This is a genomic window from Enterovibrio litoreus (genome assembly GCF_045679545.1).
Classification (GTDB): domain Bacteria; phylum Pseudomonadota; class Gammaproteobacteria; order Enterobacterales; family Vibrionaceae; genus Enterovibrio.
Genome location: NZ_CP166195.1, coordinates 1,046,187 through 1,071,556 on the forward strand (window position 1 = coordinate 1,046,187; position 25,370 = coordinate 1,071,556).

Below are 25,370 nucleotides of genomic sequence, written 5' to 3' on the forward strand. Positions count from 1 at the left end.
GCCTCCTTAAGCGACCAAGTTTTTGCCAATTGCGCGAATGAGGAAAAACGCAACAATGTTGGCAAGAATGACGGCAATCAAGCCACCTGCAGAGGCGACACCCACGTCAAACTGCATTAGCGCCTGCGCGAAGATCAGGAAAGCGAGGTTGGTAGACTCGTATCCTGGGCCGCCGCCAGTGGTGACAAAAATCTCAGCAAAGATCGATAACATGAAGATGGTTTCAATCATCATCACGACGGCAATAGGGCGCGCTAAGTGTGGCAAGGTGAGATAACGGAATACTTGCCAACCTGTTGCACCATCAAGCAATGCTGCTTCTTTTTGCTCGTGGTCCATCGATTGCAGCGATGTAATGAAAATCAGCAATGCAAAGGGCATCCATTGCCAACTGATCATGGTAATGATGGAACCAAGCGGGAAAGCCGTTAGCCAATCGATGGGTTCGAGCCCCACGCTTTCCCAAAGTGAAGCCAGCACGCCGTATACGGGGTGCATCATCATGTTTTTCCAGATCAGTGCGTTGACGGTTGGCATGATGAAAAAAGGTGAAATTAACAAAACGCGGGCGATGCCTCGTCCAAAAAAGGGCTTGTCTAGTGCAATGGCAATGAGTAGCGCACCAATGACTGTCACCACCAATACCATGCCCACTAAGGTTAAGGTATTGAACAGTGCCGGCCAAAAAGCATCGTCGGTATAGAAAAATTCGAAATTCATCGAACCGATGAATTCGTTCTCTCCGGGGTAAAGTAGGTTATATCTGATGGTTGAGAAATATATCGTCATGGAGAGAGGGACGATCATCCAGAGCAGCAAGCTGACAAAGGAGGGCGCAACCAACAGTCGAGGCAACCATTTTTGCATGAGCGACTATCCGAAAAACTGAAGAAGAAGTAGCCGGACAGCGAACTGTCCGGCGAAAGGACAATTACTTGTAGTAGCCAGACTTACGCATTTCGCGATCCGCTGACTTGTTGGCGCTTTGTAGCGCTTTTTCTACTGTCGTTTTTCCAGCTAATGCAGAAGACAATTGCTGACCTGTTGCAATACCAATGGCTTGGAATTCAGGGATGGCAGCAAATTGAACCCCTACGTAAGGGCTCGGGTTCTGTGTGCTGTTGGCGGGGTCTGCCGAATTAATGGCAGCCAGTTCCGCTTCTGCAAAAGAAGCAGCGTCAAGAAATGCTTGTGTTTCATAGGTTGATTGACGAGTGCCAGTGGGTACGCTTGCCCAACCATTCTTCTCAGCCACTAACTTGATGTAGTCTTTTGACGTTGCCCAAGTCACGAATTTTTGTGCGGCATCAGTATTTTTGGTTGCAGCAGGCACTGCCAGTGCCCAAGCCCAGAGCCAGTTTGCACCGCGATCGGTAACAGCGACGGGAGACTGTGCAAAGGCGACTTTGTCATGCACTTTGCTCTGTTTGGGATCGGTGATGAATGATGCCGCAATGGTGGCATCAATCCACATACCGCATTTGCCTTCATTGAACAGTGCGAGGATTTCATTGAAGCTGTTCGAGCTTGAGCCTGGAGGGCCATAGGTGCTCAGAAGATCCACGTAGAAGTTAACGGCATGATTCCACTCTGGCGAGTTTAGCTGCGGTTTCCAATCTTCATCAAACCATTGAGCGCCAAACGAGTTAGCCATGGTGGTGACGAAAGCGGTATTGTCGCCCCAGCCTGGCTTACCACGAAGACAGATACCGTAAACACCGTTATCGGGGTCGTGAATGGCAGCCGCAACGTCACGGATGTGTCCCCACGTTGCGCGGTCTGGCACTGTCATTCCTGCTTTGTCGACCAGATCTTTGCGGTACATCACCATGGAACTCTCGCCGTAGAAAGGAACGGCATAAAGTTTACCGTCTGCCGATAAACCTGCGCGCATGGCTGGCAGGAGATCGTCAACGTCATATGCTTCGTCGGTTTCGATTTCTTTCAACCAACCTTTTTCTGCCCAAATCGGCGTCTCGTACATACCGATTGTCATGACATCAAACTGACCACCTTTGGTCGCGATATCTGTAGTGACGCGTTGACGAAGTACACCTTCTTCGAGTGTCACCCAGTTGAGCTTGATGTCGGGGTTCTGCTTTTCAAACTCTTCGCTGAGCTTTTGCATTTCGATCATGTGACCGTTATTCACCGTTGCGATGGTTAATTCGGTCGCCGCATAAGCGGACATTGAGAAAGCGGTACAACATGCAGCAAAGGCGGTTAACGTTTTCCTTGTAGACAGCATTTTTAGTTCCTCACGGTTGAAAAGATGAATATCAAATTACTGTTAACATCTGTTTAACAATGTAAGTACAAAAAAAGGCAATAGTGAATAAAAGAGGTGAAGAAAAGTACTTTTCTTCCAGTGGAATGATGAATTCTTTACTTCTGGGGGGACCTGCTGTCGGCATTATTGGGCGTGAAAACAAAAAAGCTGCCCCGTTTCTAAGGCAGCCTTTTTATGGAGATATTTGAAAGAATTAGCAGTGTAGCGCTTTAGAATCGAGCTCTGTCAGAAGATCCTCTGAGATGGAAACGGGCGCTTGTTTGAGTATTCGCTCACAGTAAAGCGTCATGAAATCTTCGCGAACCAGTTGTTCCAATTCGATCGCTCGTTCGGTCGGGCAGAACAATCTGATATGCACTTGCGGGTCGCCTAATTCTGTTGATGTGACCAAAATATGAGGATCTGCGCCAGGAAGATCGACGCCCGCATGACGCTCAATGACGTGATTATATCGTGTTGCCACGTCATAAAAATCTTCACAATGGTCGTCTATGCGTGCGAGCAGGCTCGGCACCAAAGGATAGAGGTTAGCTGTCTCTTTTACAGTGATTTTAAATTCATGATAAACATAGCGCTTCATGAAATTTAGATTTTTCACTGGTGTGGTGAAAAACAAGCTGTTTGGAAAGGTGACCGTTTTACCTGTGTAGTTATAAGTACCGTGGTAAAGGTCGATTTCCTGAATTTTGGTTGCGATCAGGTTATGTTCGATCACCTCCCCACACTGTGAACCGACTTCAATCCATTCACCAATCTGAAATGATCGTGAACTTGCGCGCTGAATAGAGCCAGTAAAACACAAAATAATCTCTTTTGAGGCAACAACAACCGCAACCGCGATGGCCGTTAGTGAAAGGGCAAACTCATTGATTTCTGATTGCCACACCAAAAACATCACGATGAGAAGCACCGTAAATGACCCATTTTTGGTTTGCGAAATCCATTTGCGTTGTTCTTCGCTCAGAAAATTTGTATCGCCCCAAATGAGTCGGATCATGATGCGTCGAATGGTCCAAATGACAGCAATGATCAACAAGGTCAGGAGAAATTTATGTTCACTAAAAAACGTGATAAGTGACTGAAGTTGTTCCACTGGTGCTTCCTGTTAAACGTGGGTTTTTAAATCGATAAAATCCTTCGGCGCCACACTACTGACTAAATAGAGCCTGATCAAGGGAGAGCATGCTCTGTTTTTGATATTGCGCAGTTTGTGGGGGACTCATTTCTTAAAGTTTAGCGTGAAGATGGGAAGCCCGTTGGTTGTGGGGGTTTTCTGTTCACATTATTCGAGTGTTCAGGCGAGATGGTTCGCACACATGATCAGGAAAGAATGTAACCAATTGAACTGCTAGCGCTTAAAATGTGCGCCTGGTATTGGATAAAAAATAAACAGCATCATTATCAACCGTTGCCTTTATCAATGAGTGATCGTCAACCATTATTAATAAGGAATCAGATGTCTCCTAATTGAAAATGGTGATTTAATGATGTTCAACTGGCGTCGAGTTGTCACTTTCTCCCTTGCCCTTGTACCTGCGGCGGCCATTTACGGTGCGACGATTGAACACGTCAGTGGAAACAGTCCATTGCTTTCTGATGCTCAGCCAGTGGCTCGATCATACTCAGCAAATCAGACGCCTTTTTCTGGGTTTGTGCCCGTTGAAACCGTGGTGTTGCCCAACGGCAAGGTGAAGTCAAAACATCAGCAATATTATCAGGGGCTGCCTGTCCGTAAGGGCCGTATCGTATCGGACAAATCGGGAGGTGGGTACAGCAACGCGCTCGGCAAACATGTGGTTGGGTTATCTCAGAGCCTACCGCAAGTGACGCCATCATTGAGCCATCAAGGCGCGAAACAACGTCTAAAAGACCGGCAACTACTTTCTCCCCCTTTTGTCGATGTTGCCATCCCGGAAGATGAAGCCAGTGAGTTGTTTGTGTGGCTTGATAAAAACAACACCCCTTACCTTGCCTACGAAGTTAGCTTTTTTGTTCCCACTCAGAAACCGACACGACCCCACGCCTACATTGATGCCAAAACGGGGGAAATCCTCAAAATGTGGGAAGGGTTAGCGCATGCCGCCGATATTGGGCAAGGGCCGGGTGGTAACACAAAAACAGGGCTTTATGACTATGGTGATGATTACGCGGGGCTTAGCATTGATAAAGTGGGTAACACTTGCACGCTCGAAAACGCCAACGTGAAAACCGTGAATTTGAACCATGGAACCTCGGGTTCGACAGCGTTCTCCTACACCTGTAATGACAGTAGCAACATCAATACGCATAAAAGCATTAATGGCGCCTATTCACCATTGAATGATGCACATTTCTTCGGCCAGCTGGTGTTTGACATGTACAACGATTGGTTAAGCATGGCGCCGCTTTCGTTTCAACTTGTGATGCGTGTGCACTACGGCAACAACTATGAGAATGCATTCTGGAATGGTGCTTCCATGACCTTTGGTGATGGCTACAGCACGTTTTATCCGCTGGTCGATGTGAATGTGTCAGCACATGAAGTGAGTCATGGCTTTACCGATCAGAACTCTGATTTGATATACAGCGGCATGTCCGGCGGCATCAATGAAGCGTTTTCCGATATTGCGGGGGAAGCCGCAGAGTACTACTGGAAGGGCAGTGTTGATTGGGTGGTCGGCGCGGACATTTTTAAATCTGGCAGCGGCCTGCGCTATTTCGTGACACCGTCTAACGATGGTCGTTCAATTGACCATGCCAGTGAGTATTACCCTGGTTTGGATGTTCACTATTCGAGCGGTGTGTTTAATCGCGCATTTTATCTACTCGCTACCACGTCGGGGTGGGATGTTAGAAAGGCATTTGAAGCTTTTGCGTTTGCCAACAAACTATACTGGGAAGCCAATTCGAATTTTGATGATGGTGGCTGTGGTGTTGTTCGTGCCGCCGACGATCTAGGTTACAACACCTCAGATGTGGTGAATGCTTTTGAACAGGTGGGAGTTTACGCCTGTTTAGATGCGGTTGAGCTATCGGATGAAACTCCTGTCGCGAATATCAGTGGCGGTGCTGGATCTCAAACTTACTTCTACTTCTCGCTCCCAACCAACACGGACAATGCCACGGTGACCTTATCTGGCGGTTCGGGCAATGCGGATTTGTACGTGAAATACAATGGTTGGCCGTCGCCTTCAGATTATGATTGCGTTGCGGCTGGGGCAAGCAACGATGAGGTTTGCGACGTGACCTTGCAAGGAAGCGGCGAGTACAACGTGTTGGTCGTGGGGGACTCGAGTTATAGCGGCGCAACGATTGAGCTTGATGTCAACGTGACACCGCCTCAAACATTGGCGGTGGGTGACACAGTGTTGAGTCTCTCGGGCAGTCGGGGTGACATGTTGTTCTATATTTTCTCCATACCAGAAGACGGCAGTGACTTGGATGTGCGTATTGCTGGTGGCTCTGGCGACGCCGACCTGTATTTGAATCTTGGTAGCGCGCCGTCTCAATCAGATTTCGATTGCCGACCCTACTACTATGGAAACAACGAAACATGCACGGCATCTGGCGACGTGGGAGATACATTCTATGTGATGCTTCATGGCTATAGCGACTTTGCAGGGGTGGCGTTATCTTTGCAAAAAAGTGCGCCACCATTGCCGCCAGAACAGCGTGCTGATCCTATTGACCCAGCCATACCCGTTACCAATCTGCAGGGTTCCCCCGGGGCGGCAATCTATTACTCTTTTACCGTGACCAGTGCCGGCGTATTAGCGTCAAACCGTGCTACACCAAACGCCAGTGGTTTTTCTGCTGGGGGGGTCACCATTTCTTTGGCTGGAGGAATAGGGGATGCAGACCTTTATGTACGAGCAGGAGAAGCGCCGACTACCGCAGAGTATGACTGCCGATCGTCGTCCAGTTCAAATCAAGAAAGCTGCCTTTTGTCTGGACTGAGTGCAGGAACCTACTACGTGATGATATATGGAGTTCAAGCCTTTGAGGGAGCGACGTTGTCGATGTCAGAAACATCGAGTCAGCCCAGTGTGGATTCCGGCGGAGGTGGTGGCGGGAACGCATTTTTTCTAAGTTTCTTTGCAGCAATATTGCTGTTGTCCTCCAAAGCCATGAGTCGAAAGAATCAGCGGGTAGATACGATTCGGCAGTCTTCACCTTCAGGTTGCTCAGTAGGTGAAGCCATCGCTCGTAGCTAGAGGGCATCATTTAAATGCGATGGTTTCCGCAGTGTCCAAATGGTTTGACGCGGATTGGTTTGCTGCAGATTGGTTTGCCGCAGATTGGTTTTGCCGCGGAAATATTGCTGGACTATGTGTTTTTCTCTGGCGGGAACTGTTTGAACATTTCTTTGACTTGCTCCTGAATGAAAGCATTCTTGCTGGATGGCGTCATGCTATCAGTCAACTTTCTTTTCGATACGGCGCGCCAAATCACTTGGTTTGTTCTTGGGTCAACCATTTCAACCACCAACTGGCCATACTCTCGCTCTTCAACACGCACAGGGGTTTCGTAACCGATACCAACGCGATTAAAGCCATAGCCAAAACGAAATGAAGGGCCATAAGCGACACTTTCCGTCTTAGGCTCAATAAAATAGCGAACATTCACACTTGGGTTGCTATCTGCTTCCGTTAGCCCTAGCAGAAGAAGTTCTTGTTCTACTGCACGTTTTATCCGGCTGTCATCCAAAGAAATCGGCGTTGATGAAGGATGTGCAACGATCTCGAAAGACTGAATGTCATTGTAGGAATACTGTTGATCGTAGTCGGTATACACGCTTTTCATGCACCCCACCAATAGCAAGGTAACAAGAAGTGAAATCAGACGTAAGTGCATGATAGTCCTCTCAGGCATAATGAAGTAGATAATGACCTAGATGCGACGACATATACCCAAGCATTTTGAGGTTGTTTGGGTATCTGTCTGCAAGGAAAGGGTCAGCATAAGGCTATAGACCACTAAACGGACAAAAAAGTTGCTGAATTTGAAATCATGCGGGAAATTTTGGCATTGCAGATTGAATATTCATTAAGGGCAGTTCAGGCCCTTAATGAATGCGGCTAGGTGTTGGTATCGGCGATAAGAGATAGGGCTTCTTGCGTCAGAGGGTGCGTAGGAGCCAGCTTTTGCATTTCTTTTGCCCAAGATTGCGCTAACTGTGGTTCATTCATATCTAAAGCCGCTTTAACGGCACCAATATGTATCCAAGCTTGTGGGCCAAATGGGTAATACTTGAGTTGCTCCGACGCCATCATGTTTTTAAGCATGTTATAACCGCGCTCTTTTTGATGAAGATACTCTGGCGTGTTTGCAAAGGTAATGGCAGCAATCGACTGTATGTAAATACCTTCATTCAGACCGTAATAGGGTTTAGAAAAGGAGTCGTTGGAAAGCAATTCTAGCGATTTGTTGAGTGAAGCCATCCCGAGGGTTGAGTACTTTTGTTTATTCCAAGGGAGCCAAGAATCCCGTGCTTTTACAGAGAGAGTACTTCCGTAGTAAGCCGTTAGCAGGGCATCTTCAGGATATTGTCGGAGTAGGCTATCTACTGCGCTTAACACACGCTCTCCTGCACCGCTGACACCTGAAGTCGCGTCGATGAATACTTCCTGCAGGGTTTTTGGGATAGGGTCGGCATTTACTTGTGCAAACCAGATAGGAATGATGCTAGTAAAAACGAAGATACCAACGAGGGCTGAACGACTCATGAAGTTGTCTTTAAGGGGCATGGTTGCCTCCCAGTACGAAGCAATGTGTTTGATATGCCGCCACTCTATACCGCATATGTATAATGAAAAGTGCGATGCGACAAAAGGTAAATCTTACGGATAAATAGCAAATACAGACGCTGAGAGCATTGCCCAATATGATGGATGAGAAAACTACATTTGTTTGAACAATGCATTGGCGTTGCGACTGACGGGAAGTTTGCGATTGTCATTAGACATCTCCACCACCATTTTCCCTGTGATGTCTCTTGAAACGCGGTTAATCGATGCGACCTTCACAATGATAGAACGGTGGATCTGCCAAAAAGTATCACTGCACAAACTTTTTGATAGGTTCTTCAATGGTGTTCTGATGATGTATTCATTGCCTTGAGTCACAACAGTAACGTACTTGTCTTCTGCCTTAAAATAATCAACGTCATCAACATGGATGAGATGTATATCTTCACCTTTCGCTGCCTTTAGCCATGTCAGCGGTGTTTCTCGTTTCACTTGGGTTTTGGCAATAAGTTGAATGAGGTCGTCTCGATTAAGGCTTTGCTCAAATTGATTCTCTAATCTTTCACATGTTTTTTGTAAGCGGGTTTCATCAATGGGTTTAACCAAATAATCAATGGCGCCCTTCTCGAAAGCTTCAATCGCATAATGATCATAAGCTGTGACAAATACGATGTGTGGTAACACATCAAGTTGGTTGATGGCGGTTGCCACTTCTAAGCCATCAAGCCCAGGCATTCTTATATCCAAGAACACCACATCGGGGGTGAGTTGCTTGATTTTCTCAACGGCTTCAATGCCGTCTTTTACACTCGCAACGACTTCAATATTTGTGCTTAACTCACCGAGTAATTTGCTCAAATGGTGGCGAAGCAATGGTTCATCATCGGCAATTAATGCGCGCATAGAATAGAAATCCTTGTTGTAAACCCGCCGTCACGATGTGGAAAGAGTTCGAGCTTTCCGTGCTCTCCATAGAGAGCTGAAAGACGTTGTCTGACATTTTTCATGCTAAGACCGTTTCCTTTTGAGGCCTCATTAAAACCAATCCCGTTATCTGATACTTCAACCGTAACAATGTTACCGTCACGGTAAAAATGCAGATTAATGTGTCCGCCTTTAATCGAAGGTTCAATACCATGAATAACCGCGTTTTCTACTGCAGGTTGAATTAAAAAGGGAGGGATCAAGGTTTGTGGTGAGATAGATTCATCAAGCGAGATGCTATATGCCATACGTTCAGAAAGACGGATTTGTTGTATCGCTAAATAACTATCGAGGAGTTTTATTTCATCACTTAGTGTGATGGTATCTTTTCGCTGCTGTTTAAGACTGGCTCGAAGTAGATCGGTGATTTTACCAAGCAGTGTCTTTGCTTTGTTTGCGTCGGTATCAATCAGAATTTGAATGTTTGCCAAGGTATTAAACAGGAAATGAGGTTCCATTTGCCCTTGAAGGTTTCTTAGCTGGCTATTGATGAGCGCTTTTTCTTGCTCCGCTTGACGCAATTGAATGTCTTTTAGTTCTGATTCTGCACGCGTGGCGCGTTCTCTGGCAACATAGAAATAAGCCATAAAAAAGGCGATAGCGACCGTCGCTAATAGTGCGGGGATAATGGCATCTACCTTCCAGATCCCTTTGTAAGCATAGATCCATAAAAGCATGTTGATGATCCCAAAAGGCATGCCACCAACGGTAGCAACTAAGATACACTTTCCGCTGGGCCAGTGGGGGAACATGTTATTGATATAAGCATTGGAAAGGGTAAATGTGATGCCGAATCCGAGTGAAATGGCGAGATGGTAGGTCAATGAACCGCCAAAAATATGCTGAGTACAATAGGCGATAATGAGACTCACAACTGTAGTCACAATTGTTATGGTTCGGTCAATGCGTGAGAAAATTTTTGACATGTTTGATTGCCTAATAATTCTTAGAAGATGTTAATTTTTATCAGGGCAAATCGAAACACCTAGATCTTCGAAGGAAAGTGATAATTGTCGAGAAAACTACAAATTTCACTTAGCCAACGCATCATATTCAACGTTGAAATAAATACGTGATTAAAAAATAGGCGCAGCAAAAAATATGCGCGCCTTTCGATAAGGTATTTCGGATGCACAGTGGCTTTTCCGTCATGTTTGGTAATACAAGATTGGAAAAACAACCAACAGCGCCACGTTAACGCAAAATTTCCACCAGTGTTAACGGATGAGATAAAGGTGAATATTTGCCGATAAACCGCGCTATGTTGGAATAAAGCGGGCGTGAGTAGTACCTATACCTGAACAACCTCAAGATGCTCTGAATCCTGTATCGTGAGGTTGCTTGGATATACTAATTCCCCTGCAATGTGTTGGGCGATGAGTGAATCTCAATCACATCAGATCGCGTTCCATTGCCGCCTTGTCTTTCTGCATCAATGCGCATCATTTCACTGGTATTAAACATATGTTGAGGGTTAATGCGGTCAGCGGTACTTTCAAGTGATGACAACCCAATGCTTAGTGTAAGTGCGCCCGTTTTTGACAAGATGAAGGGAATATTTTGCTGTTTTAGGCCATCGTGTAATTTCTGACAGACCACTTTCGAGTTGTCGCGTGTGGTGTGCGGCAAGATAATGGCGTATTTGCCGTTGAGAAGAAAGGCGAGCACATCAGAAGATCGCTGACAGGTGTTTTTGATGACTTGGCCTATCACAGCAAGCTTTTTGTTAGCATCGTCTTCACCATGGGTATCAAGGTAGCCGTCGAATTGATCAACCGAAACAAGCAATAAGCTGAGGGGCGTTTTATAGCGGCTTGCTCGGCGTAACTCTTTATCTAGCATGTCGTTAAAATGACGAACGTTGGCCAATCCCGTAAGATCATCAATGGTGTTGACTTCTTCGAGTTGGTGCGTCACATCCTCTAATGCTTCTTGGTTTATATCTAAGGCGTGAGTGAGTTCGGTGTTTTCATCACTTATCTGGTGAATGGTCTCGGTTTGTCGTTTTGCGAGCAATACGAACGCGAGCACGAGTGAGAGAAGACCAAACACGACAACCAGAGTCGTTAAGGCTTCTGTTTTATATTCCTGCCAAATGGGTGGCTGATAGTTAATGAACCTCGCCCCTTCTAGCAGTCGTGTTTTATCAATTCTGTGATTTTCCACTGCCTCTAAGTCGAAGAATAACGAGGCTGGTGCCGTCTGATGATCAGGTAGCGGTGCATTAATATCTGACGCTAATACTTGCAGTGCCAGTTGCGCTGCAGCTTTCCCTTGACTGAATCCAGTCACAATCTGACCACCCAGTGCGCCGTGTCCAATATGTGAGTGCCAAAAGGTATAGACAGGAAAAGGCGTCACAGATGCTAACAGGCGCGCTGTTTCAGCGGGGCTATAAAGCGTCCCATCACTTTTAGGTAAAGTATTGCTGAGCGCAAAGAGGACGGTGTTGGTCGGGAGTTGGCTTAAAGCGGCATCGAGTTCATCAAGTGGCTTGTCTATGTAGATCTCTATGTCGAGTTTGTTTGCGAATGCAGGAACAACGCTTTTTTTGATGATGTCGACAATGCGTTGATTGTGAGGTTCACGCTGCGAACCAATAAACGCCAGACTTTGTGTTTTTGGATGCAGAGAGAGGGCAACATCGATGGCTTGTTGGTAATCGGTATATTCGGCGATTCCTGTCACGAGTGGGTTCATGTCGTACGCGTCGGTCGACACATCCTTTAGCGCTGTATAAATAATTGGTTGGCGAGGAAACAGGTCTTTTTGATGAGCCAATGCAAATTCAATGGCGGCGTTATCTGAGGTGATAACTAGATCTGTCGCATCAGAAACGCGTTTGAGCTTAAGAATATCAGCCAATTTATCTTTGATGGGTAAGGCATCGTGACGAAGCGCATCAAGGTATACGACAGATAGCTCTATAGGCACCGCTGAGGATGCTAACGTTTCTCTTAAGCCGTTTTCTACTTCATCACTCCATCCGTAGCCGCGGTGATGTGAATTGATGAAGAGTATTTGTTTGGCATCTGTTTCCGCAGAAGCATGGGGGGATGCCATCATGATGACACTTGTCGTCAGTAAAACACCGACGGCCATGGCGAGAAAATAAAGACTGAATAATCGAGCGACGGTGGTTTTTGTGATGTATCGAAAGCGGTTGCTCATAGCTATCCCATTTACGGTGTCGTTTTGAATGCGATTTCACGCCTCAATAATGAGACGGTCTAGCTTGTAAGTGTAGTTTCAATATCAGCAGGTGCGTCGAACAAAAAGTAGGATATGAGAAGTAGGAAGCTTAAAACAATCAATTGGTTGTTGGTGGTTATGGGGTGCTCAAGGGCTAGAGAAAAGAGTGCTTAGCAGGGGGGGGCTTTCACTGGCAATGACGTAGATACTCGATTTTTTAGTGTCAGACTGTGACTCAATTCTCTGTTTACTTGAAGTAATGGAACGATCTCTGTACTCTTGCGGCGTTTTGTATTCATAGCTCAGGATAGTAATAACTTTGATTAGTACAGCTAATATCACCCAGCAATTTGGCGCTAAGCCTCTTTTCGAAAACATCTCTGTTAAGTTTGGCGATGGTAACCGCTACGGCCTTATCGGCGCGAACGGTTGCGGAAAATCAACCTTTATGAAAATCCTGAGCGGTGAGTTAGAGCCTACCGGCGGTAACGTGAGCGTGGATCCTAACGAGCGTGTCGCTAAGCTAAGCCAGAACCAGTTTGCGTACGAAGAATTTACCGTTATCGACACTGTGATCATGGGACACAAAGAATTGTGGAACGTGAAGCAGGAGCGTGACCGCATTTATGCGCTGCCAGACATGAGCGAAGATGACGGCATGCGCGTGGCGGATCTGGAAGTAGAATTTGCCGAAATGGACGGCTACATGGCGGAATCTAAAGCAGGTGAACTGCTTCTTGCCGTGGGTATTCCACTAGACCAACATTATGGCCTGATGAGCAGTGTTGCACCGGGCTGGAAACTGCGTGTGTTGTTGGCACAGGTTCTGTTTGCTGACCCTGATATCATGCTGCTTGATGAACCAACGAACAACTTGGACATCGACACAATCCGTTGGTTGGAAGATACGCTTAATGAGCGTAACTGCACCATGATTATTATCTCGCACGACCGTCACTTCCTGAACTCTGTGTGTACCCACATGGCAGACTTGGATTACGGTGAACTGCGTGTTTACCCAGGCAACTATGACGAATACATGACGGCGGCGACTCAAGCCCGTGATCGTCTATTGACCGACAACGCGAAGAAGAAAGCACAGATTGCAGAGCTTCAAACCTTCGTCGCGCGTTTCTCTGCGAACGCATCAAAAGCGAAGCAGGCAACGTCTCGTGCCAAACAGATCGACAAGATCAAATTGGATGAAGTCAAAGCCTCTAGCCGTCAAACGCCATTTATTCGCTTTGAACAATCTAAAGAGCTGTTTCGTAACGCACTAGAACTCGAAAACCTGAGCCAAGGTTTTGAGCATGATTTGTTCTCTGGCTTTAGCGGCATCTTTGAAGTGGGCGAGCGCATCGCAATCATTGGTGAAAACGGCGTGGGTAAAACAACCCTGTTGAACACGCTGGCGGGCGTACTAGAGCCGCGTACTGGTTTCTACAAGTGGTCTGAAAACACCAACCTTGGCTATTACGCGCAGGATCATGCTTCTGATTTTGAAGAAGACTTGAACCTGATGGATTGGATGGGCCAATGGCGTCAAGAAGGTGAAGACGAGCAAGTTGTTCGTGGTTTCCTTGGTCGTATGCTGTTTTCACAAGACGATATCAAGAAATCAGTTAAAGTGCTGTCTGGTGGAGAGCAAGGCCGCATGTTGCTGGGTAAACTAATGATGCACAAGCCCAACATGCTGCTGCTTGATGAACCGACTAACCACATGGACATGGAATCCATTGAATCTTTGAATACCGCACTTGAGCAGTTCAAAGGTACTTTGTTCTTCGCATCGCATGACCGTGTATTTGTTGACTCGTTGGCAACACGTATCATTGAAATTAAAGACGGTAAGATCACCGACTTTAAAGGTACTTACGCCGAATTCCTCAAGTCTCGTGGTGTTGACCACTAACCGAGCCTTGGATAAAAAAACACCCGCTGATGCGGGTGTTTTTGTTTGTGCTGACTGGTCAGTGCTTGATCTTGTTAACCAAAGCTTCAAATGCCTCAATGCGTTTTTCTGCAATCGAAATACTTTGCTGCCAAAAATCCGGTTGCTCCAAATTCGCGCCAAGGTGTTTGAGTGCGACCTCTTCCGCTGTCATGCGTCCAGTGTCTTTCAGAAGTGATTTATAGTCTTCATAAAAGGCGTCACCTTTTGCTACTCGCTGCGCGTAAACGCCTGTGCTGAAGAGATACCCAAACAGATACGGATAGTTATAGAAGCTGATTTCGGCAATGCTGAAGTGAAGCTTACTGGCCCAAAACAGATCGTTGGGTTCTGACATGGCATCGCCATACCAATTCTTCCACGTCTCCGACATTAGGCCGCGCAATTGTCGTGGTGTGAGCTCCCCTTGCTGTCGTTGCTCATAGAACGCACGTTCAAACTCAAAGCGGACAGGAATGTTCAGCATTAGGGCCACTGCTGTTTGCGCTTCTTCCCAAAGCATTAACAGTTTATCGTGATCATTGCTCGCTTCTTCAAGCAGCGCGTCACGCACCACGTTCTCTGCAAAAATAGAGGCGGTTTCAGCCAATGTCATTGGGTAGTTGGTTTCCACAAGTGGCATATCCTTCATCACCCAGTTATGGAAAGCATGACCGAGTTCATGAGCAAGCGTGAGTACATCAGACATGCTGCCACCAAAGCTCATGAACACCAGTGGGGTGCGCGTTTTGGCTATCTTTGTGCAGTAAGCGCCCATAACTTTGTTTGGCTGTGGCGCGGCATCAATTAAACCTTGTTCAACCATCATATCCACGAAATCAGCCATTTCTGGGTGCACGGAATGGAAGGCGTGACGAATGATGGCAATAGCATCCTGAAATGAATAGCTTTTAGAAGCGCCGCCGTCTTGCACGGGCATCGCTGCCATTTCGTCCCAAGGCGCCAAGGTTTCATGACCAAACATTTTTGCCATGGCTTTCGCGGCGCGGCGAGAGAGGTCTTTGTGTTGCTCTGTTACACGTATCATGGCATCAAGTGTTTTTTTCTCAATGCGGCTTTGTTCTAATGCAGGCGCAAGAAAGTGCAGGGGCTTTGTGTGACTGCGTTTTTGATACTCCGCCAAACGGCCTCCCGCCAGGGCATTAAGAATGGCTGCAAAGGTGATTTCTTGTTTTTCCATTGCAGCGTGAATAGCTCTCCATGCAGGTTCTCTGCGATAGGTGTCACTGCCGTATAGAAGACTAGCAGCTTGGGATAGCCCCATCACTTCTTCGCTTCCGTCAGGGAACGTCAGCGCCACTTTGGCGGTGCCTGTTATCGAATCATAGAGTCGTCCCCACGCATTGCGTCCATCAACCTGCAACGCAGATAGGAGTTGCTCTTCGGGTACAGACAATCGGAAAACACGGTGCTGACGAAGACGGGAGAATCGGAACGCGTGACGATCGTAGTTTCCAGCGTCGTCACTGCCTGACATGACGGCGTTAAAAAAGCCGTCATCACAGACCGACAATTGGCTTTCAAACGGGCTGAATGCTTGTGTTAGCGTTGATTGCATGACATCGGTCTTGACCACCAATGCTTTAGCCGCTTCGTTGGTCGCATCAACAGAAGACTGACAACCGGCATAGTTAGAGACGGACTGAATGAGGGTAAGAATATCGTCGTGAAGGGTAAGTGCCCGCTGGCAGGCATCGACTACGTCTATGGATAGGTGTGTTAACGCATCCAAATACTGGTTGCTAAGTTGCAGGTCTTGATTGATCGCAGGGTCTTGAAGGCTTTGGTAAACAAATGAAAAATCCCAACTTGGCGCTGACATGCCGCTTTCCTCTTACGTGCTTATGTTGTGTTAACCATAACGCATTAAAGAGAAGGTGAGTACCTATAGACGGGCAATGCCAAGTTGGAAATAACGACTGATTCTAAATTTTTGAAAAACAGTCATTTATTCGGGTCACGCGTTTTCTTGTGTGCCTGTTTTCTCATCAGCACTTGCGTTTTCAACGCTTGATTCTAGTGAATCAACCGCTGCGTCAGATTCTTCTGATGCCAGTTTCTCGCGATCCGCTTTAGAAACGTATTTAGGCTTGTTAGAAGTATGCAATTTTGCATTTTTCTTCTTCTCGCGTTTCTTTAGCGTTTGAATGATTTTCTTTTTTCTGTTCATTGTTGATGACCATCAATATTTCGAGGGGGGATTGTAAGGACAAACCATAACGGGACTCAAGCACAAACCTTGAACTTGGCGAATATAGTACGAATAGTGAGCAATCGACGCGGTCGTCAATCATTCACGTGGTGAATGCATCCACCTTTTGGTTGGTGTGATGTTCGTCTCATTTTTAGCCTGATAACGATAGCTTAACCATACTGACATTGTGATGACAAATGGCTGTTAATCGGCTGTTGCACCTGCCGGATTTGGCTTAAATTCTTGCACTTTTCAAGAGAAGAAATCGCTGTATACTTCGCCAACTTTTTGAACTCACAGTGTGTAATATGATGAAAAAAATTGCGATGAAAGCTATTGCTGCGGCAGTGCTAACTGCGTCTTTGACGGGTTGTATCGGTCAAATGGCGACGTCTGGTATGGTAATGAAATTGAACCTGACCGCTGTAGATAACCGCTACGCTCGTGCAGGCCTGTACCTACTGATGAGCCCGGTTTACGGTATCGCTGCTACTGCTGACCTGTTCATTTTTAACTCTATCGAATTCTGGACTGGCACTAACCCAATCTCTGGTAAGTCACCCGCTGTTGCAGATATGCCTGCGGATGCAATTTTCCGAATCAATCAGAAGCTGGATAAAGACCTGACCACGGCACCAATCAAGATCTCTTCGGCTGACGTGAAGCAAGTTAACGACAAGTCTATCGAGATGTCAGTTGCCTATGCAGATGGCACCACACAAGTACTACGTGGCGAAAAAGACGGTGAGATGGTTAACTTCTTCTTGAACGATGAGTTCATCACCACTGTTTCTGTTGACGAGCTGAATGACTACGCGGCAAATCGCGTATAATTCTCGCTGAACAAACATATTAAAGTTATTCGGTTGTGAACCGCAGAGCCTCGCCTTTTGGGTGGGGCTTTGCTATTTGTGCGGTGTGACCGATCCAGTGCGGTGTGACCGATCTGGCGGGGTTTGAAATATCCCGCGCATTTTTCGAAAGGATGCGTACTCATTGAGGAGAAACGTATGTTGAAAATTCTCTATACATTGCCGCCTTTTGTATCACTGGCTGTCGCTATTTTATTTGAAATTATGGCCACGTCCATGATGCCAAAAACACAGTCATTTACACAGCCAATCACCACCGCTGTCGTTTTGTCTTGTTATGCGGTGTCGTTCTATTTACTTTCAATCACCGTAAAAACCATGCCTTTGGGAATCGCCTACGCCATTTGGAGCGCGGCGGGTATTGTTTTAGTGTCATTGGTTGCGTGGCTTTGGCATGGTCAGCACCTCGATCTTGGCGCAGTGCTGGGCATGGCATTGATTGTTGCGGGTGTGATTGTCATTAATCTCTTTTCAAATGTGATGCAATAAAGCGATCACGTCGCATAGCACACACTGTTGTGCGGACGTTAGTTGGGTTGATGCGCGTTTAAAAGCTAGGGTTTGGCTTTGGTTGCAAAGCTTCGCGCAATGCCGAGCAGCTCAGTAAAATCGAAATCGCCTTCTGCATCTACCCAAGAAACGCCGACATTATAATCCAGGGTATAAGGGAGCTTCTTTTCGACCGCATATCTATCAACCCTTTCTTTAAAGCGATCCAAGATATCTTGAGTATTGGCTATCGGTGTGTTGGTGAGAAGCACTGCAAATTTGTCGCTTTCCAAACGCGCCAGCACATCAGAGTCACGAAACCCGAACGTCAATAATTCCGCGAAGAACATTAATGCGTTGTCGCCCTCTCGGTTGCCTTGCGATCGGTTAATTTTCTTCAGCCCTCTGACATCAAAATAAGCCAATGAAGCTGGTGCGTTAAGACGTTCGCACATGTTTAGACTGTTTTGTGACAACACCTGAAAACCATGTGCATTGAGGAGACCAGTGAGTTGATCCTGCGTGGTGAGTTGAATGGCGCGCAGCTCGCTTTGCACCAAATCTGCAATGTCCTTAAAACATGCAATGTCATAGTCGTCAAAGCCTCTTGGCTCGTCATCCATGATACTGAGTGTGCCCAATATTGTGCCATTGGCGTGTTTGATGGGGTAACCCGCATAAAACTGAACATTTGGCTCTGCGGTCACTAATGGATTACCACAAAAGCGAGGATCGGTTGATGCATTGTTCACGACCAAAGGCTCAGAACTCAAAATAGTATGTGCGCAGAAAGAAATATCACGAGGGATTTCTTGGTTAAGAGGGCCGATACATGATTTCACCCATTGCCTGTTGGCGTCGATAAAGCTAATGGCCGCGACCTTGGTTGCAAACATCTGCTTAGCAAGCCGAGAAAGCCTGTCAAATCGCTCTTCAGCGCTGGTGTCGAGAATATTGAGGTTCTCTAACGATTGAAGTCTCAAAGTTTCATCAGCGGGCAGCGCGGCCTTTTTCATAAGCAATCCAATGCAATGGCGTTTCCATTACTATAGTCGATGGGGATACCTTTGCATCGGATTGCTAACCTCGTTCGCCAAATGGTTCAAAAGAGATGCGAGGATGTGTTTTCGTGGCTTACGCGCTCGCCCACTGGTTTTGTGCCATGTTGATTTCCCTGTCCGATCTTGGTGCGCTAGGGGTTTCTGAATGAGATCGTTCCCGCTCACCAGTGAATGTGCCTACCAATCGATCGAGTTCATTGGCTAACTGCTCAATAGCGCTGGCTGAGTGGTTGGATTTCTGCGCTGCGGAAGCAGTTTGCCCAGCAAGCTCAGCAATCACCACAATGTTGCGGTCAACGCTGTCGGTGACCATGGTTTGCTCTTCAGATGCCGTAGCAATCTGCATGTTTTGACCTGCAATGTCTTCAATTTGATCGACCATGGCACTCATGACTGCGGCACCTTCTCGCGCCTGATTCACGCTTATCGTGGCCATTTCGCTGCTCTCACTCATCACGTCCACGCTATGGCGGATCCCCGATTGGATCTGTTCGATTATCTTGGTGATCTCATCGGTTGAATGGTGTGTTTTCATCGCCAGTTCGCGCACTTGGTCGGCAACCACGGCAAAGCCTCTGCCTTGTTCACCGGCTCGTGCTGCTTCAATCGCAGCGTTCAGCGCGAGCAGATTGGTTTGCTCAGTGATAGAACGAATAACATCAATCACGGAACCAATTTCTTCGCTGTCTGCATTGAGTCTTTGCATGTTTTCACTCGCGCTGAGCATGCTTGCAGACAGTTCCGTGGCTTTTACCGACGTTTCTGTGTTCACATCTCGTCCTGTTTGCGCGGAGGTTTGTAACTCTCTGGCGACACTTGCCGCGCGTGCCACACTTTGTGCAATTTCACGGCTGGTGGCGGTCATTTCAGTCATGGCTGTGGAAACCGAGTCGGATTCGGCACGTTGCTTCTCTGCGTTTTCAGCCGTCGCTCCCGCCATGACTAGGCTGTGTCGCGCATTGGTCGTTAATTCAGACGAGATATCAGCGATTTTCTCCATGGTGTGCTGGAGGTTAGCAATGAAGCGATTGAAGTGTGTCGCCAGTTGCGAGAGCTCATCGTCACCGGGTAATTGCATACGCACATCCAGTGAACTGTTGCCTCTGGCAATGTTGCCCATCAGTTGATTAGCGACTGAAATCTTTTGAGTGACATGGCGGATAATAAACGCTAAAGCAAGGCAAACAATGACCGCCAATGTGCCACCGATAAGCGTTAGACGCGTCGTGACCTGATGTTCTCGCTGATCGATCGCGCTGACTAAGTTTTCGCTGAGGGATTTCATCTGTGCTTCTGTTTCTCTCACCGATGCTCTCAGGCTACCGTGTAACCCTTCTTGTGGGCTCAAACCAATATCTTGCAGGCTGGACGCCAGTGAATTAAAGGCTTTGTGATAATCCCCTAAAGAGGTTTCCATCAAAAGGCGATGACTTGATGGAATTTCACTGCTGGCAATTACTAGCCCAACGTTACTCATCTGCGCATTAAACTCGTCGACATATTTCACGTCAGAGCGAAGCAGAAAATCTTTCTCATGACGACGGAGCATAAGCAGCATCTTGTAGATGGTGTCATCTTGGATTCGCTGAATGGCTTGCTCTACGCGGTGAGAAGCGGTTCGTGCTATGCCTTGTAACCCTGTGTCATACTCAACGCCCACATTGACTCGTTGGACAACGAGAGAGCTAAAATCCTGCTGATAAGTATCGAGCTTGAGCAGCATGTCGGTTATTGCTTCGCGACCGGACATATTAAGCGAAGACAATTTGCTTAATGCGCTAGAAAGTTTTCCTCTGATTGCGTTGTATTCATCATCAAACTTGTCTTTGTATTTCACGTCATTTCTGGCCATGAAATCTTTTTCGTGTCGACGGAGCATTAAGACGGAAGTCTGGCTTTTTAGAATATCAACGGATGCACTATCTAGCGTCCCAAGCTCTTTGAATGACGACTGAAAAGTGACCGCGAAGACAATAACGGACGCCAAAATTAACAGGACAATACTGCTTAGTTGTCCCTTGATGGTGCGAGGAAGTGGCTTACGCATGTTCTCTCCTGTTTTATTGTAACTGGCGCTTTTACTGCATCGACTGCCGCATGAAATATGATTGCCTGTACATTTCCTGTCTTAAATATAGGACAGCATTTGTATGCGTCACATAAATTGTTGCAAAAATATGACAGCCAAATGTTTTACGTGATGTCGTCCAGCTAGTGTGAGCAAAGAGTGAGGCAATAGGAGGAGATCGAAAGTGAACAAATGTTCGACTTTTAACGTATTGGCACTTCGTGTATTGGCAACTATGTTTATAGAAAGAAGTGAATAAAAAGAAGAATTTGTATTCAGATACAATTCCACAATCATAGAGAGGTCACCATGAAGAAAGTACTAATTGCCATGAGTATGATTGCTGCTTCATCGACAGCTTTCGCGGGAACGACGAACGATGCAGTGGATATGCGTGTTGTCACTGTTGGGCAGGGCGCTTGGGTTCAGGTGCTACAAAATGGTACGCCAGTTGAAGGCGCGACGATCACGTTGTCGGGTTCGTTGGGAGAATATGTCACGCCAGAAAATGGCATGGTGTTTGTCATGACAGAATCGCCTTTTACACGTACCGGTGTGTTTACTGCCATGCTAGAAAATGGTGATGAGGTTCAGCGATCTATTGTCATCCCGCGCGACCACTGATTAGCGAACCTGCGTGTCAATAACAGAAATACACGTTTGAAATCCTGCTTTATGCAGGATTTTTATTTTGTTAGTAGAACGATTTGTTGGCCACGTAACATTGCTCATAGCCATCATTCCAACCTTCAGCGTATCTATCTTCTTTGAACATACGTTCAGGATCTTTGCGAAAGCCATCTTTAATGGTTTTTGCAGCAGTCACTTTGCTATGACACCCATCGTCATAGCCTTCTAAATAGGGGGTTGCGAAACCCAAATCGGCGAGCTTGTCATGACGTGTGGAAGAGCATGCGCTTAGCGCGAACGTCATCGTTATCAAGCTGACTAGCCATGCTATTTTCTTTGCTCTGTAGCCGACGGTCATGCCAAACATCCTCTACTCAAACGCACTAAAATGCGCAGACATTATGCTTATTGATACATAGCAACAGATTACATTTTCATGGCTCACGAAGTCTGTCTCAAAAATAACTTGATGTGTAAAGTCTCCTTTTCGGTACAAATTAGTCTCGGCCCTTTGGAATCAAATATTGGGGTTAGCGGTCTATTCTTAGGCGCGTATTGATGTACTTTGAAGACAAAGCAGAACAGGAAAAAGGATTGATGAAGAGAAGGGGGTTGGCGCGGATTGGCTTGATAGTGTGTGGGTTGATGATAAGTTGCGGGTTGATGATAGTTTGCGGGTCGATTTATGCTGAAACAAAGGGCGTGCAGGAAGACAGTGCGCCCAATGGAATGTTAGACAATACTCGCGTACCCCAAAAAACGGCCGGTAACCCTCTATCAAGCTATCGCGTGATATTTATTCACGGCTCGCCAGGCAGCAAAGAAGCCTATGACGACTATCTTAATCATCCAGCCTTACAGCAAGTCGATCTCGTTTCAATAGATAGGCCAGGCTTTGGTCAGTCCTCAATGCCTGTCGAGACCAGTCTTAAAAAGCAAGCCGAAGCCTTGTTGCCTTTGCTCAAAGAGAATAAAAACACCCTGCTTGTCGGGCATTCTTTGGGAGGGCCAATAGCGCTGCAATTAGCGTTGCTAGCACCAGAACATGTTGATAGCTTGCTGCTGATTGCATCTGCGTTTGATCCTAAGCTAGAAGCGCCAAAGTGGTACAACTATATGGCTGATACCTTGTTGGCAAAGTGGGTGATTCCCGACGATATGTTGCGCTCAAATGCCGAAATGATGGTGTTGGAGAATGAACTGGAAAAGCTCGCCGCGCAGAACTGGGGATCGTTGACCATGCCTATCGTTTTGGTTCATGGGAAGGATGACGATCTGGCTGATCCTGGTAATTCCTATTTTGCTAAACAACGTTTACCGAATGCCAAATTGAAAATGCTTAACAACGAAGGGCATTTTGTGTTGTGGCAAAATGTCCCATTATTAGTGAATGAAATCAAAGCGATGATTGATCTGCCTTGAGTCGTTGGCATGAAAATAGAGCAAAGTTTGTGTGGCGAGAGTGTAAATATCTGTAAAGCACCCTTGAAAAGTGAGCGTGAGAGGCGCATTTTATCTGTTCAGAAGCCAACACGATTTTAATCCACGGGGAATTTACATGAGACAAATCCTGATCGGTGTGGTTACGCTTATTTTGGGCTTCTTTACATTAATGTTTGCTGCGGTGTTTGGCTTAATCGTTTCTATTAGTGCATTGATTGCCAAACCCTTCATCATGAAAAAGCTACGCAAGGCTCAAGCAGAGCAAGCGAATTTGTATCGGCAACAACATGAACAGCCTATTGAGCAAACGCCGTTTGGCCCTAAACAGAGGCATCAAGGACAAACCATTGATGGTGACTATCAAGACGTCACTAACAAGCGGTAGTGCAACGCATAAGAATACTGAAGAACACCAAAAAAAGCCGCTATTGAGCGGCGTTTTTTGATCATGTATTTATGGTTTCTGAAAAGGAAAATAGTCCCATTCATATTCGTCGAACATTGCTTGCAGCTCACCGGACTTTAATAGAGCTTCGAATCGCTGATCATAGATCATCCTCAGTTTTTCTCCCTCTGAGGAATTCACAAACGCGGGATAGAGCTTGAGATCAATGAGGTTTGAAACAGCAAATGCACTTCGGTCAATGTAGCCTTCTTCAAATTCCTCTTCGATTTCAGCACGGGCGTCAATCAGTGCATCAAGTCTGTCTGAATACACCATGGTTAGTCCCTGGCGGCGTGATTTCACTTCCTTCACTATCAGTTTTGTCTTGATGTAATCGTTATAATCGTATCCCTTTATCCACCCGACTGTTTTACCTTCTAGGGATTCTTCACCTGACCATGTTGAGATAACTGACGCCTTGTAAACTGCCACGACTTGCTCGGCATCAAAATGCCAATAGGGATAAAGCACGTTTTCTTGTTCATCGATATAAGAACCAAGAAATGCATGCATCTTTTGGGTTTGAACCAAATAAATACTGCGAGAGTAGGTCGTCGTTAGGGTTTTCACCTTGTATCCCAAGGGTTCAAATACCTTGCGCATAATGTCGAAGTAAAGACCCGTTCCATTTTTTTCGGTTGCGTCTTCCCATGCTTCGCTGACTATCACGATTTCTTTTTCGGTATGATTCTCCGCGAGCGCTAGGGTTGAGAGAGCGAGCGCAAGTAGACAAAAAACTCGCGTTGAAAATTTTGATAACCCGAATATAAATTTAGAAAATTGTGCAGTACGCAACATGACCATCGCTCTCCAACTTGGTGTTTTAAGGCTGTCTTCATAATGAGACTCTATTTAAACCTATGCCAAGTAGAGGAGCGTCGCGAGGAAATTGCGGGTTGTTTTTTTCTTGCGTGATGTGTGATTAACGGCGCAAGCCAATGGTGACGCTGATAATCGCGTGATCACTGCTGTAAGCATCTTGATCAAACTTGGGGTTGATAAGATGCCTGTCTTCACAATGAAAGTCGCCAACTTCTGCAAGACTGGCGGGATCGCTGCTGTTGAATTCATTGGAAAGCAAAATGTAATCAAGCACTGAGCCTTTAGCATGAAAGTAATGCGTGCTAGGACGGGCAAGACCCGTTTCACCGGTATTTTTTACAAATAAGTCCCAGCTATCGTGAAGTTGATAATGCGAGAGTGGGACGTCAGCCATGTCTTCGGTAATAGAGCGCAAACCTGTAACATGAAAGGCACGCAATACGTCTGAATTCAAATCATCGTTAAAATCGCCCATGACAATTGCAGGGTTGTTGGTGTCGGATCGGCGTTGAATAATCGATGCCATCAATTGGCACACTTCTGAACCTCGTTGAATTGATGATGCCCAAGAGCCCGCAATTTCTGCTTGCATGGAATCATGGAGTGTCTTGACCGTTTTACCACCGTCCTCACTTTCTTCCATCATAGGACGTTTTGATTTCAAGTGAACCACGTAGATATCCGTTTGGCCCAGAGAGGGAAGTTCAAGTGTTGCACAAAGCGGCAGACGGCTGTATTCGAAGTCCTTTGTCATCCCAAGCTTTTCCGACAGCTCGGGATCGGCGTGAAGTGGCAATGCACTTAGTATGGGGTAACGCGAAGCAAGGCAAACTACCGGGCTCTTGTATACATAATCGTTGGCTGAATTGATGGGCTCAGGTTCATCAACAACAGAGAAAAAACGATAGCCAAGTGGTTCAAGCAGCGATTTTAGCGCAGAGGCGCTAAACACTTCCTGAAAGGCGATGATGTCAGGTTGGTAGCTGCCAATGTAACGGTTGAGCCACATACGTTTTTGTCGCCATTGGTCTTCACTGTAGATGTTGCTGAACTCATAGAATGCACCAGGTGGCTCGATAAAATTAAACAAGTTAATCGTCGCGAGCTTGAGGCCAAAGGCGCTGTGTGCGTATGAGTTTTTGCTATTAGTCGCGAACACAATATCGTCTCAATATTGAAAATATTTCTTTAGTATAGCGAAGA

22 protein-coding genes are annotated in these 25,370 nt (G+C 46.4%); 7 read left to right on the forward strand and 15 right to left on the reverse strand.

Features of this window, described 5'->3' with window-relative positions; genetic code table 11:
- Positions 1-6: 6 nt before the first annotated feature.
- From AB8599_RS20075 to AB8599_RS20085, 3 genes are all read right to left on the reverse strand, one after another.
- Positions 7-867 carry a carbohydrate ABC transporter permease gene (locus AB8599_RS20075; RefSeq protein ID WP_407333501.1) on the reverse strand — a complete coding sequence of 287 codons (861 nt, stop codon included), beginning with the start codon at positions 865-867 and terminating at the stop codon, positions 7-9.
- Between the two features lie 64 nt (positions 868-931).
- Entirely contained in the window at positions 932-2,248 is a 1,317-nt protein-coding gene (locus AB8599_RS20080) for an ABC transporter substrate-binding protein (protein ID WP_407333502.1), read from the reverse strand.
- 235 nt (positions 2,249-2,483) lie between these two features.
- Complete coding sequence (locus AB8599_RS20085; RefSeq protein ID WP_407333503.1) at positions 2,484-3,383, reverse strand: mechanosensitive ion channel family protein; 900 nt, start codon at positions 3,381-3,383, stop codon at positions 2,484-2,486.
- A 391-nt stretch (positions 3,384-3,774) separates the two neighbouring features.
- Between AB8599_RS20085 and AB8599_RS20090 the strand changes: the two genes are divergently transcribed.
- Positions 3,775-6,483 carry a M4 family metallopeptidase gene (locus tag AB8599_RS20090; protein WP_407333504.1) on the forward strand — a complete coding sequence of 903 codons (2,709 nt, stop codon included), beginning with the start codon at positions 3,775-3,777 and terminating at the stop codon, positions 6,481-6,483.
- A gap of 112 nt (positions 6,484-6,595) precedes the next feature.
- On the opposite strand, the gene AB8599_RS20095 is transcribed toward AB8599_RS20090, so the two are convergent.
- The 5 genes from AB8599_RS20095 to AB8599_RS20115 all read right to left on the reverse strand — a co-directional run bounded on the left by AB8599_RS20095 (position 6,596) and on the right by AB8599_RS20115 (position 12,171).
- Positions 6,596-7,123: a DUF4136 domain-containing protein gene (locus AB8599_RS20095; RefSeq protein ID WP_407333505.1), complete on the reverse strand. Its 528-nt coding sequence runs from the start codon at positions 7,121-7,123 to the stop codon at positions 6,596-6,598.
- A 224-nt stretch (positions 7,124-7,347) separates the two neighbouring features.
- Entirely contained in the window at positions 7,348-7,995 is a 648-nt protein-coding gene (locus tag AB8599_RS20100) for a hypothetical protein (RefSeq protein WP_407333506.1), read from the reverse strand.
- Between the two features lie 174 nt (positions 7,996-8,169).
- A complete protein-coding gene (locus AB8599_RS20105) occupies positions 8,170-8,919 on the reverse strand; it encodes a LytR/AlgR family response regulator transcription factor (protein ID WP_407333507.1) in 750 nt (249 codons plus the stop codon).
- A complete protein-coding gene (locus tag AB8599_RS20110; protein WP_407333508.1) occupies positions 8,907-9,926 on the reverse strand; it encodes a sensor histidine kinase in 1,020 nt (339 codons plus the stop codon). Before AB8599_RS20110 ends, AB8599_RS20105 begins: the two co-directional genes overlap by 13 nt.
- 424 nt (positions 9,927-10,350) lie before the next feature.
- Positions 10,351-12,171, reverse strand: a complete 1,821-nt coding sequence (locus AB8599_RS20115) for an ABC transporter substrate binding protein (RefSeq protein WP_407333509.1) — start codon at positions 12,169-12,171, stop codon at positions 10,351-10,353.
- A gap of 340 nt (positions 12,172-12,511) precedes the next feature.
- Here AB8599_RS20115 and AB8599_RS20120 point away from each other — a divergent pair, with 340 nt between their 5' ends.
- The gene (locus tag AB8599_RS20120) at positions 12,512-14,104 is read left to right on the forward strand and encodes an ABC-F family ATPase (RefSeq protein ID WP_407333510.1); all 1,593 of its coding nucleotides are present in this window, start codon (positions 12,512-12,514) and stop codon (positions 14,102-14,104) included.
- A 58-nt stretch (positions 14,105-14,162) separates the two neighbouring features.
- On the opposite strand, the gene AB8599_RS20125 is transcribed toward AB8599_RS20120, so the two are convergent.
- Together AB8599_RS20125 and AB8599_RS20130 are read right to left on the reverse strand one after the other, a co-directional pair.
- Positions 14,163-15,965, reverse strand: coding sequence for a M3 family oligoendopeptidase (locus tag AB8599_RS20125; protein ID WP_407333511.1), 1,803 nt, complete (start codon positions 15,963-15,965; stop codon positions 14,163-14,165).
- Between the two features lie 135 nt (positions 15,966-16,100).
- Complete coding sequence (locus AB8599_RS20130) at positions 16,101-16,313, reverse strand: DUF2986 domain-containing protein (RefSeq protein WP_407333512.1); 213 nt, start codon at positions 16,311-16,313, stop codon at positions 16,101-16,103.
- A 335-nt stretch (positions 16,314-16,648) separates the two neighbouring features.
- Here AB8599_RS20130 and AB8599_RS20135 point away from each other — a divergent pair, with 335 nt between their 5' ends.
- Both AB8599_RS20135 and AB8599_RS20140 read left to right on the forward strand, forming a co-directional pair.
- Positions 16,649-17,170, forward strand: a complete 522-nt coding sequence (locus AB8599_RS20135) for a DUF3332 domain-containing protein (RefSeq protein WP_407334441.1) — start codon at positions 16,649-16,651, stop codon at positions 17,168-17,170.
- Positions 17,171-17,368: 198 nt separating this feature from the next.
- Positions 17,369-17,698: a DMT family transporter gene (locus AB8599_RS20140; protein ID WP_407334442.1), complete on the forward strand. Its 330-nt coding sequence runs from the start codon at positions 17,369-17,371 to the stop codon at positions 17,696-17,698.
- A 65-nt stretch (positions 17,699-17,763) separates the two neighbouring features.
- On the opposite strand, the gene AB8599_RS20145 is transcribed toward AB8599_RS20140, so the two are convergent.
- Positions 17,764-18,714, reverse strand: coding sequence for a diguanylate cyclase domain-containing protein (locus tag AB8599_RS20145; RefSeq protein ID WP_407333513.1), 951 nt, complete (start codon positions 18,712-18,714; stop codon positions 17,764-17,766).
- Positions 18,715-18,832: 118 nt separating this feature from the next.
- Entirely contained in the window at positions 18,833-20,806 is a 1,974-nt protein-coding gene (locus AB8599_RS20150) for a methyl-accepting chemotaxis protein (protein WP_407333514.1), read from the reverse strand.
- A 330-nt stretch (positions 20,807-21,136) separates the two neighbouring features.
- Between AB8599_RS20150 and AB8599_RS20155 the strand changes: the two genes are divergently transcribed.
- A complete protein-coding gene (locus AB8599_RS20155; protein ID WP_407333515.1) occupies positions 21,137-21,451 on the forward strand; it encodes a hypothetical protein in 315 nt (104 codons plus the stop codon).
- Positions 21,452-21,521: 70 nt separating this feature from the next.
- Here AB8599_RS20155 and AB8599_RS20160 read toward each other — a convergent pair whose 3' ends face one another.
- On the reverse strand, positions 21,522-21,815 hold the full coding sequence (locus tag AB8599_RS20160) for a hypothetical protein (RefSeq protein ID WP_407333516.1): 294 nt from the start codon (positions 21,813-21,815) through the stop codon (positions 21,522-21,524).
- A gap of 371 nt (positions 21,816-22,186) precedes the next feature.
- Between AB8599_RS20160 and AB8599_RS20165 the strand changes: the two genes are divergently transcribed.
- Together AB8599_RS20165 and AB8599_RS20170 are read left to right on the forward strand one after the other, a co-directional pair.
- The gene (locus AB8599_RS20165; protein WP_407333517.1) at positions 22,187-22,879 is read left to right on the forward strand and encodes an alpha/beta fold hydrolase; all 693 of its coding nucleotides are present in this window, start codon (positions 22,187-22,189) and stop codon (positions 22,877-22,879) included.
- A gap of 136 nt (positions 22,880-23,015) precedes the next feature.
- Positions 23,016-23,285 (forward strand): hypothetical protein, encoded by a 270-nt coding sequence (locus AB8599_RS20170; protein ID WP_407333518.1) that lies wholly within the window; start codon positions 23,016-23,018, stop codon positions 23,283-23,285.
- A 69-nt stretch (positions 23,286-23,354) separates the two neighbouring features.
- Here AB8599_RS20170 and AB8599_RS20175 read toward each other — a convergent pair whose 3' ends face one another.
- Entirely contained in the window at positions 23,355-24,014 is a 660-nt protein-coding gene (locus AB8599_RS20175; RefSeq protein ID WP_407333519.1) for a substrate-binding periplasmic protein, read from the reverse strand.
- Positions 24,015-24,267: 253 nt separating this feature from the next.
- Complete coding sequence (locus AB8599_RS20180) at positions 24,268-25,326, reverse strand: endonuclease/exonuclease/phosphatase family protein (protein ID WP_407333520.1); 1,059 nt, start codon at positions 25,324-25,326, stop codon at positions 24,268-24,270.
- Positions 25,327-25,370 lie beyond the last annotated feature (44 nt).

Coding starts and splice junctions, on each gene's coding strand:
- AB8599_RS20165 (WP_407333517.1), top strand. CDS start 22,187: ATGTTAGACAATACTCGCGTACCCCAAAAAACGGCCGGTAACCCTCTA.
- AB8599_RS20095 (WP_407333505.1), bottom strand. CDS start 7,123: ATGCACTTACGTCTGATTTCACTTCTTGTTACCTTGCTATTGGTGGGG.
- AB8599_RS20130 (WP_407333512.1), bottom strand. CDS start 16,313: ATGAACAGAAAAAAGAAAATCATTCAAACGCTAAAGAAACGCGAGAAG.
- AB8599_RS20135 (WP_407334441.1), top strand. CDS start 16,649: ATGAAAAAAATTGCGATGAAAGCTATTGCTGCGGCAGTGCTAACTGCG.
- AB8599_RS20170 (WP_407333518.1), top strand. CDS start 23,016: ATGAGACAAATCCTGATCGGTGTGGTTACGCTTATTTTGGGCTTCTTT.
- AB8599_RS20125 (WP_407333511.1), bottom strand. CDS start 15,965: ATGTCAGCGCCAAGTTGGGATTTTTCATTTGTTTACCAAAGCCTTCAA.
- AB8599_RS20105 (WP_407333507.1), bottom strand. CDS start 8,919: ATGCGCGCATTAATTGCCGATGATGAACCATTGCTTCGCCACCATTTG.
- AB8599_RS20090 (WP_407333504.1), top strand. CDS start 3,775: ATGATGTTCAACTGGCGTCGAGTTGTCACTTTCTCCCTTGCCCTTGTA.
- AB8599_RS20150 (WP_407333514.1), bottom strand. CDS start 20,806: ATGCGTAAGCCACTTCCTCGCACCATCAAGGGACAACTAAGCAGTATT.
- AB8599_RS20145 (WP_407333513.1), bottom strand. CDS start 18,714: ATGAAAAAGGCCGCGCTGCCCGCTGATGAAACTTTGAGACTTCAATCG.
- AB8599_RS20080 (WP_407333502.1), bottom strand. CDS start 2,248: ATGCTGTCTACAAGGAAAACGTTAACCGCCTTTGCTGCATGTTGTACC.
- AB8599_RS20110 (WP_407333508.1), bottom strand. CDS start 9,926: ATGTCAAAAATTTTCTCACGCATTGACCGAACCATAACAATTGTGACT.
- AB8599_RS20115 (WP_407333509.1), bottom strand. CDS start 12,171: ATGAGCAACCGCTTTCGATACATCACAAAAACCACCGTCGCTCGATTA.
- AB8599_RS20075 (WP_407333501.1), bottom strand. CDS start 867: ATGCAAAAATGGTTGCCTCGACTGTTGGTTGCGCCCTCCTTTGTCAGC.
- AB8599_RS20155 (WP_407333515.1), top strand. CDS start 21,137: ATGAAGAAAGTACTAATTGCCATGAGTATGATTGCTGCTTCATCGACA.
- AB8599_RS20100 (WP_407333506.1), bottom strand. CDS start 7,995: ATGAGTCGTTCAGCCCTCGTTGGTATCTTCGTTTTTACTAGCATCATT.
- AB8599_RS20160 (WP_407333516.1), bottom strand. CDS start 21,815: ATGACCGTCGGCTACAGAGCAAAGAAAATAGCATGGCTAGTCAGCTTG.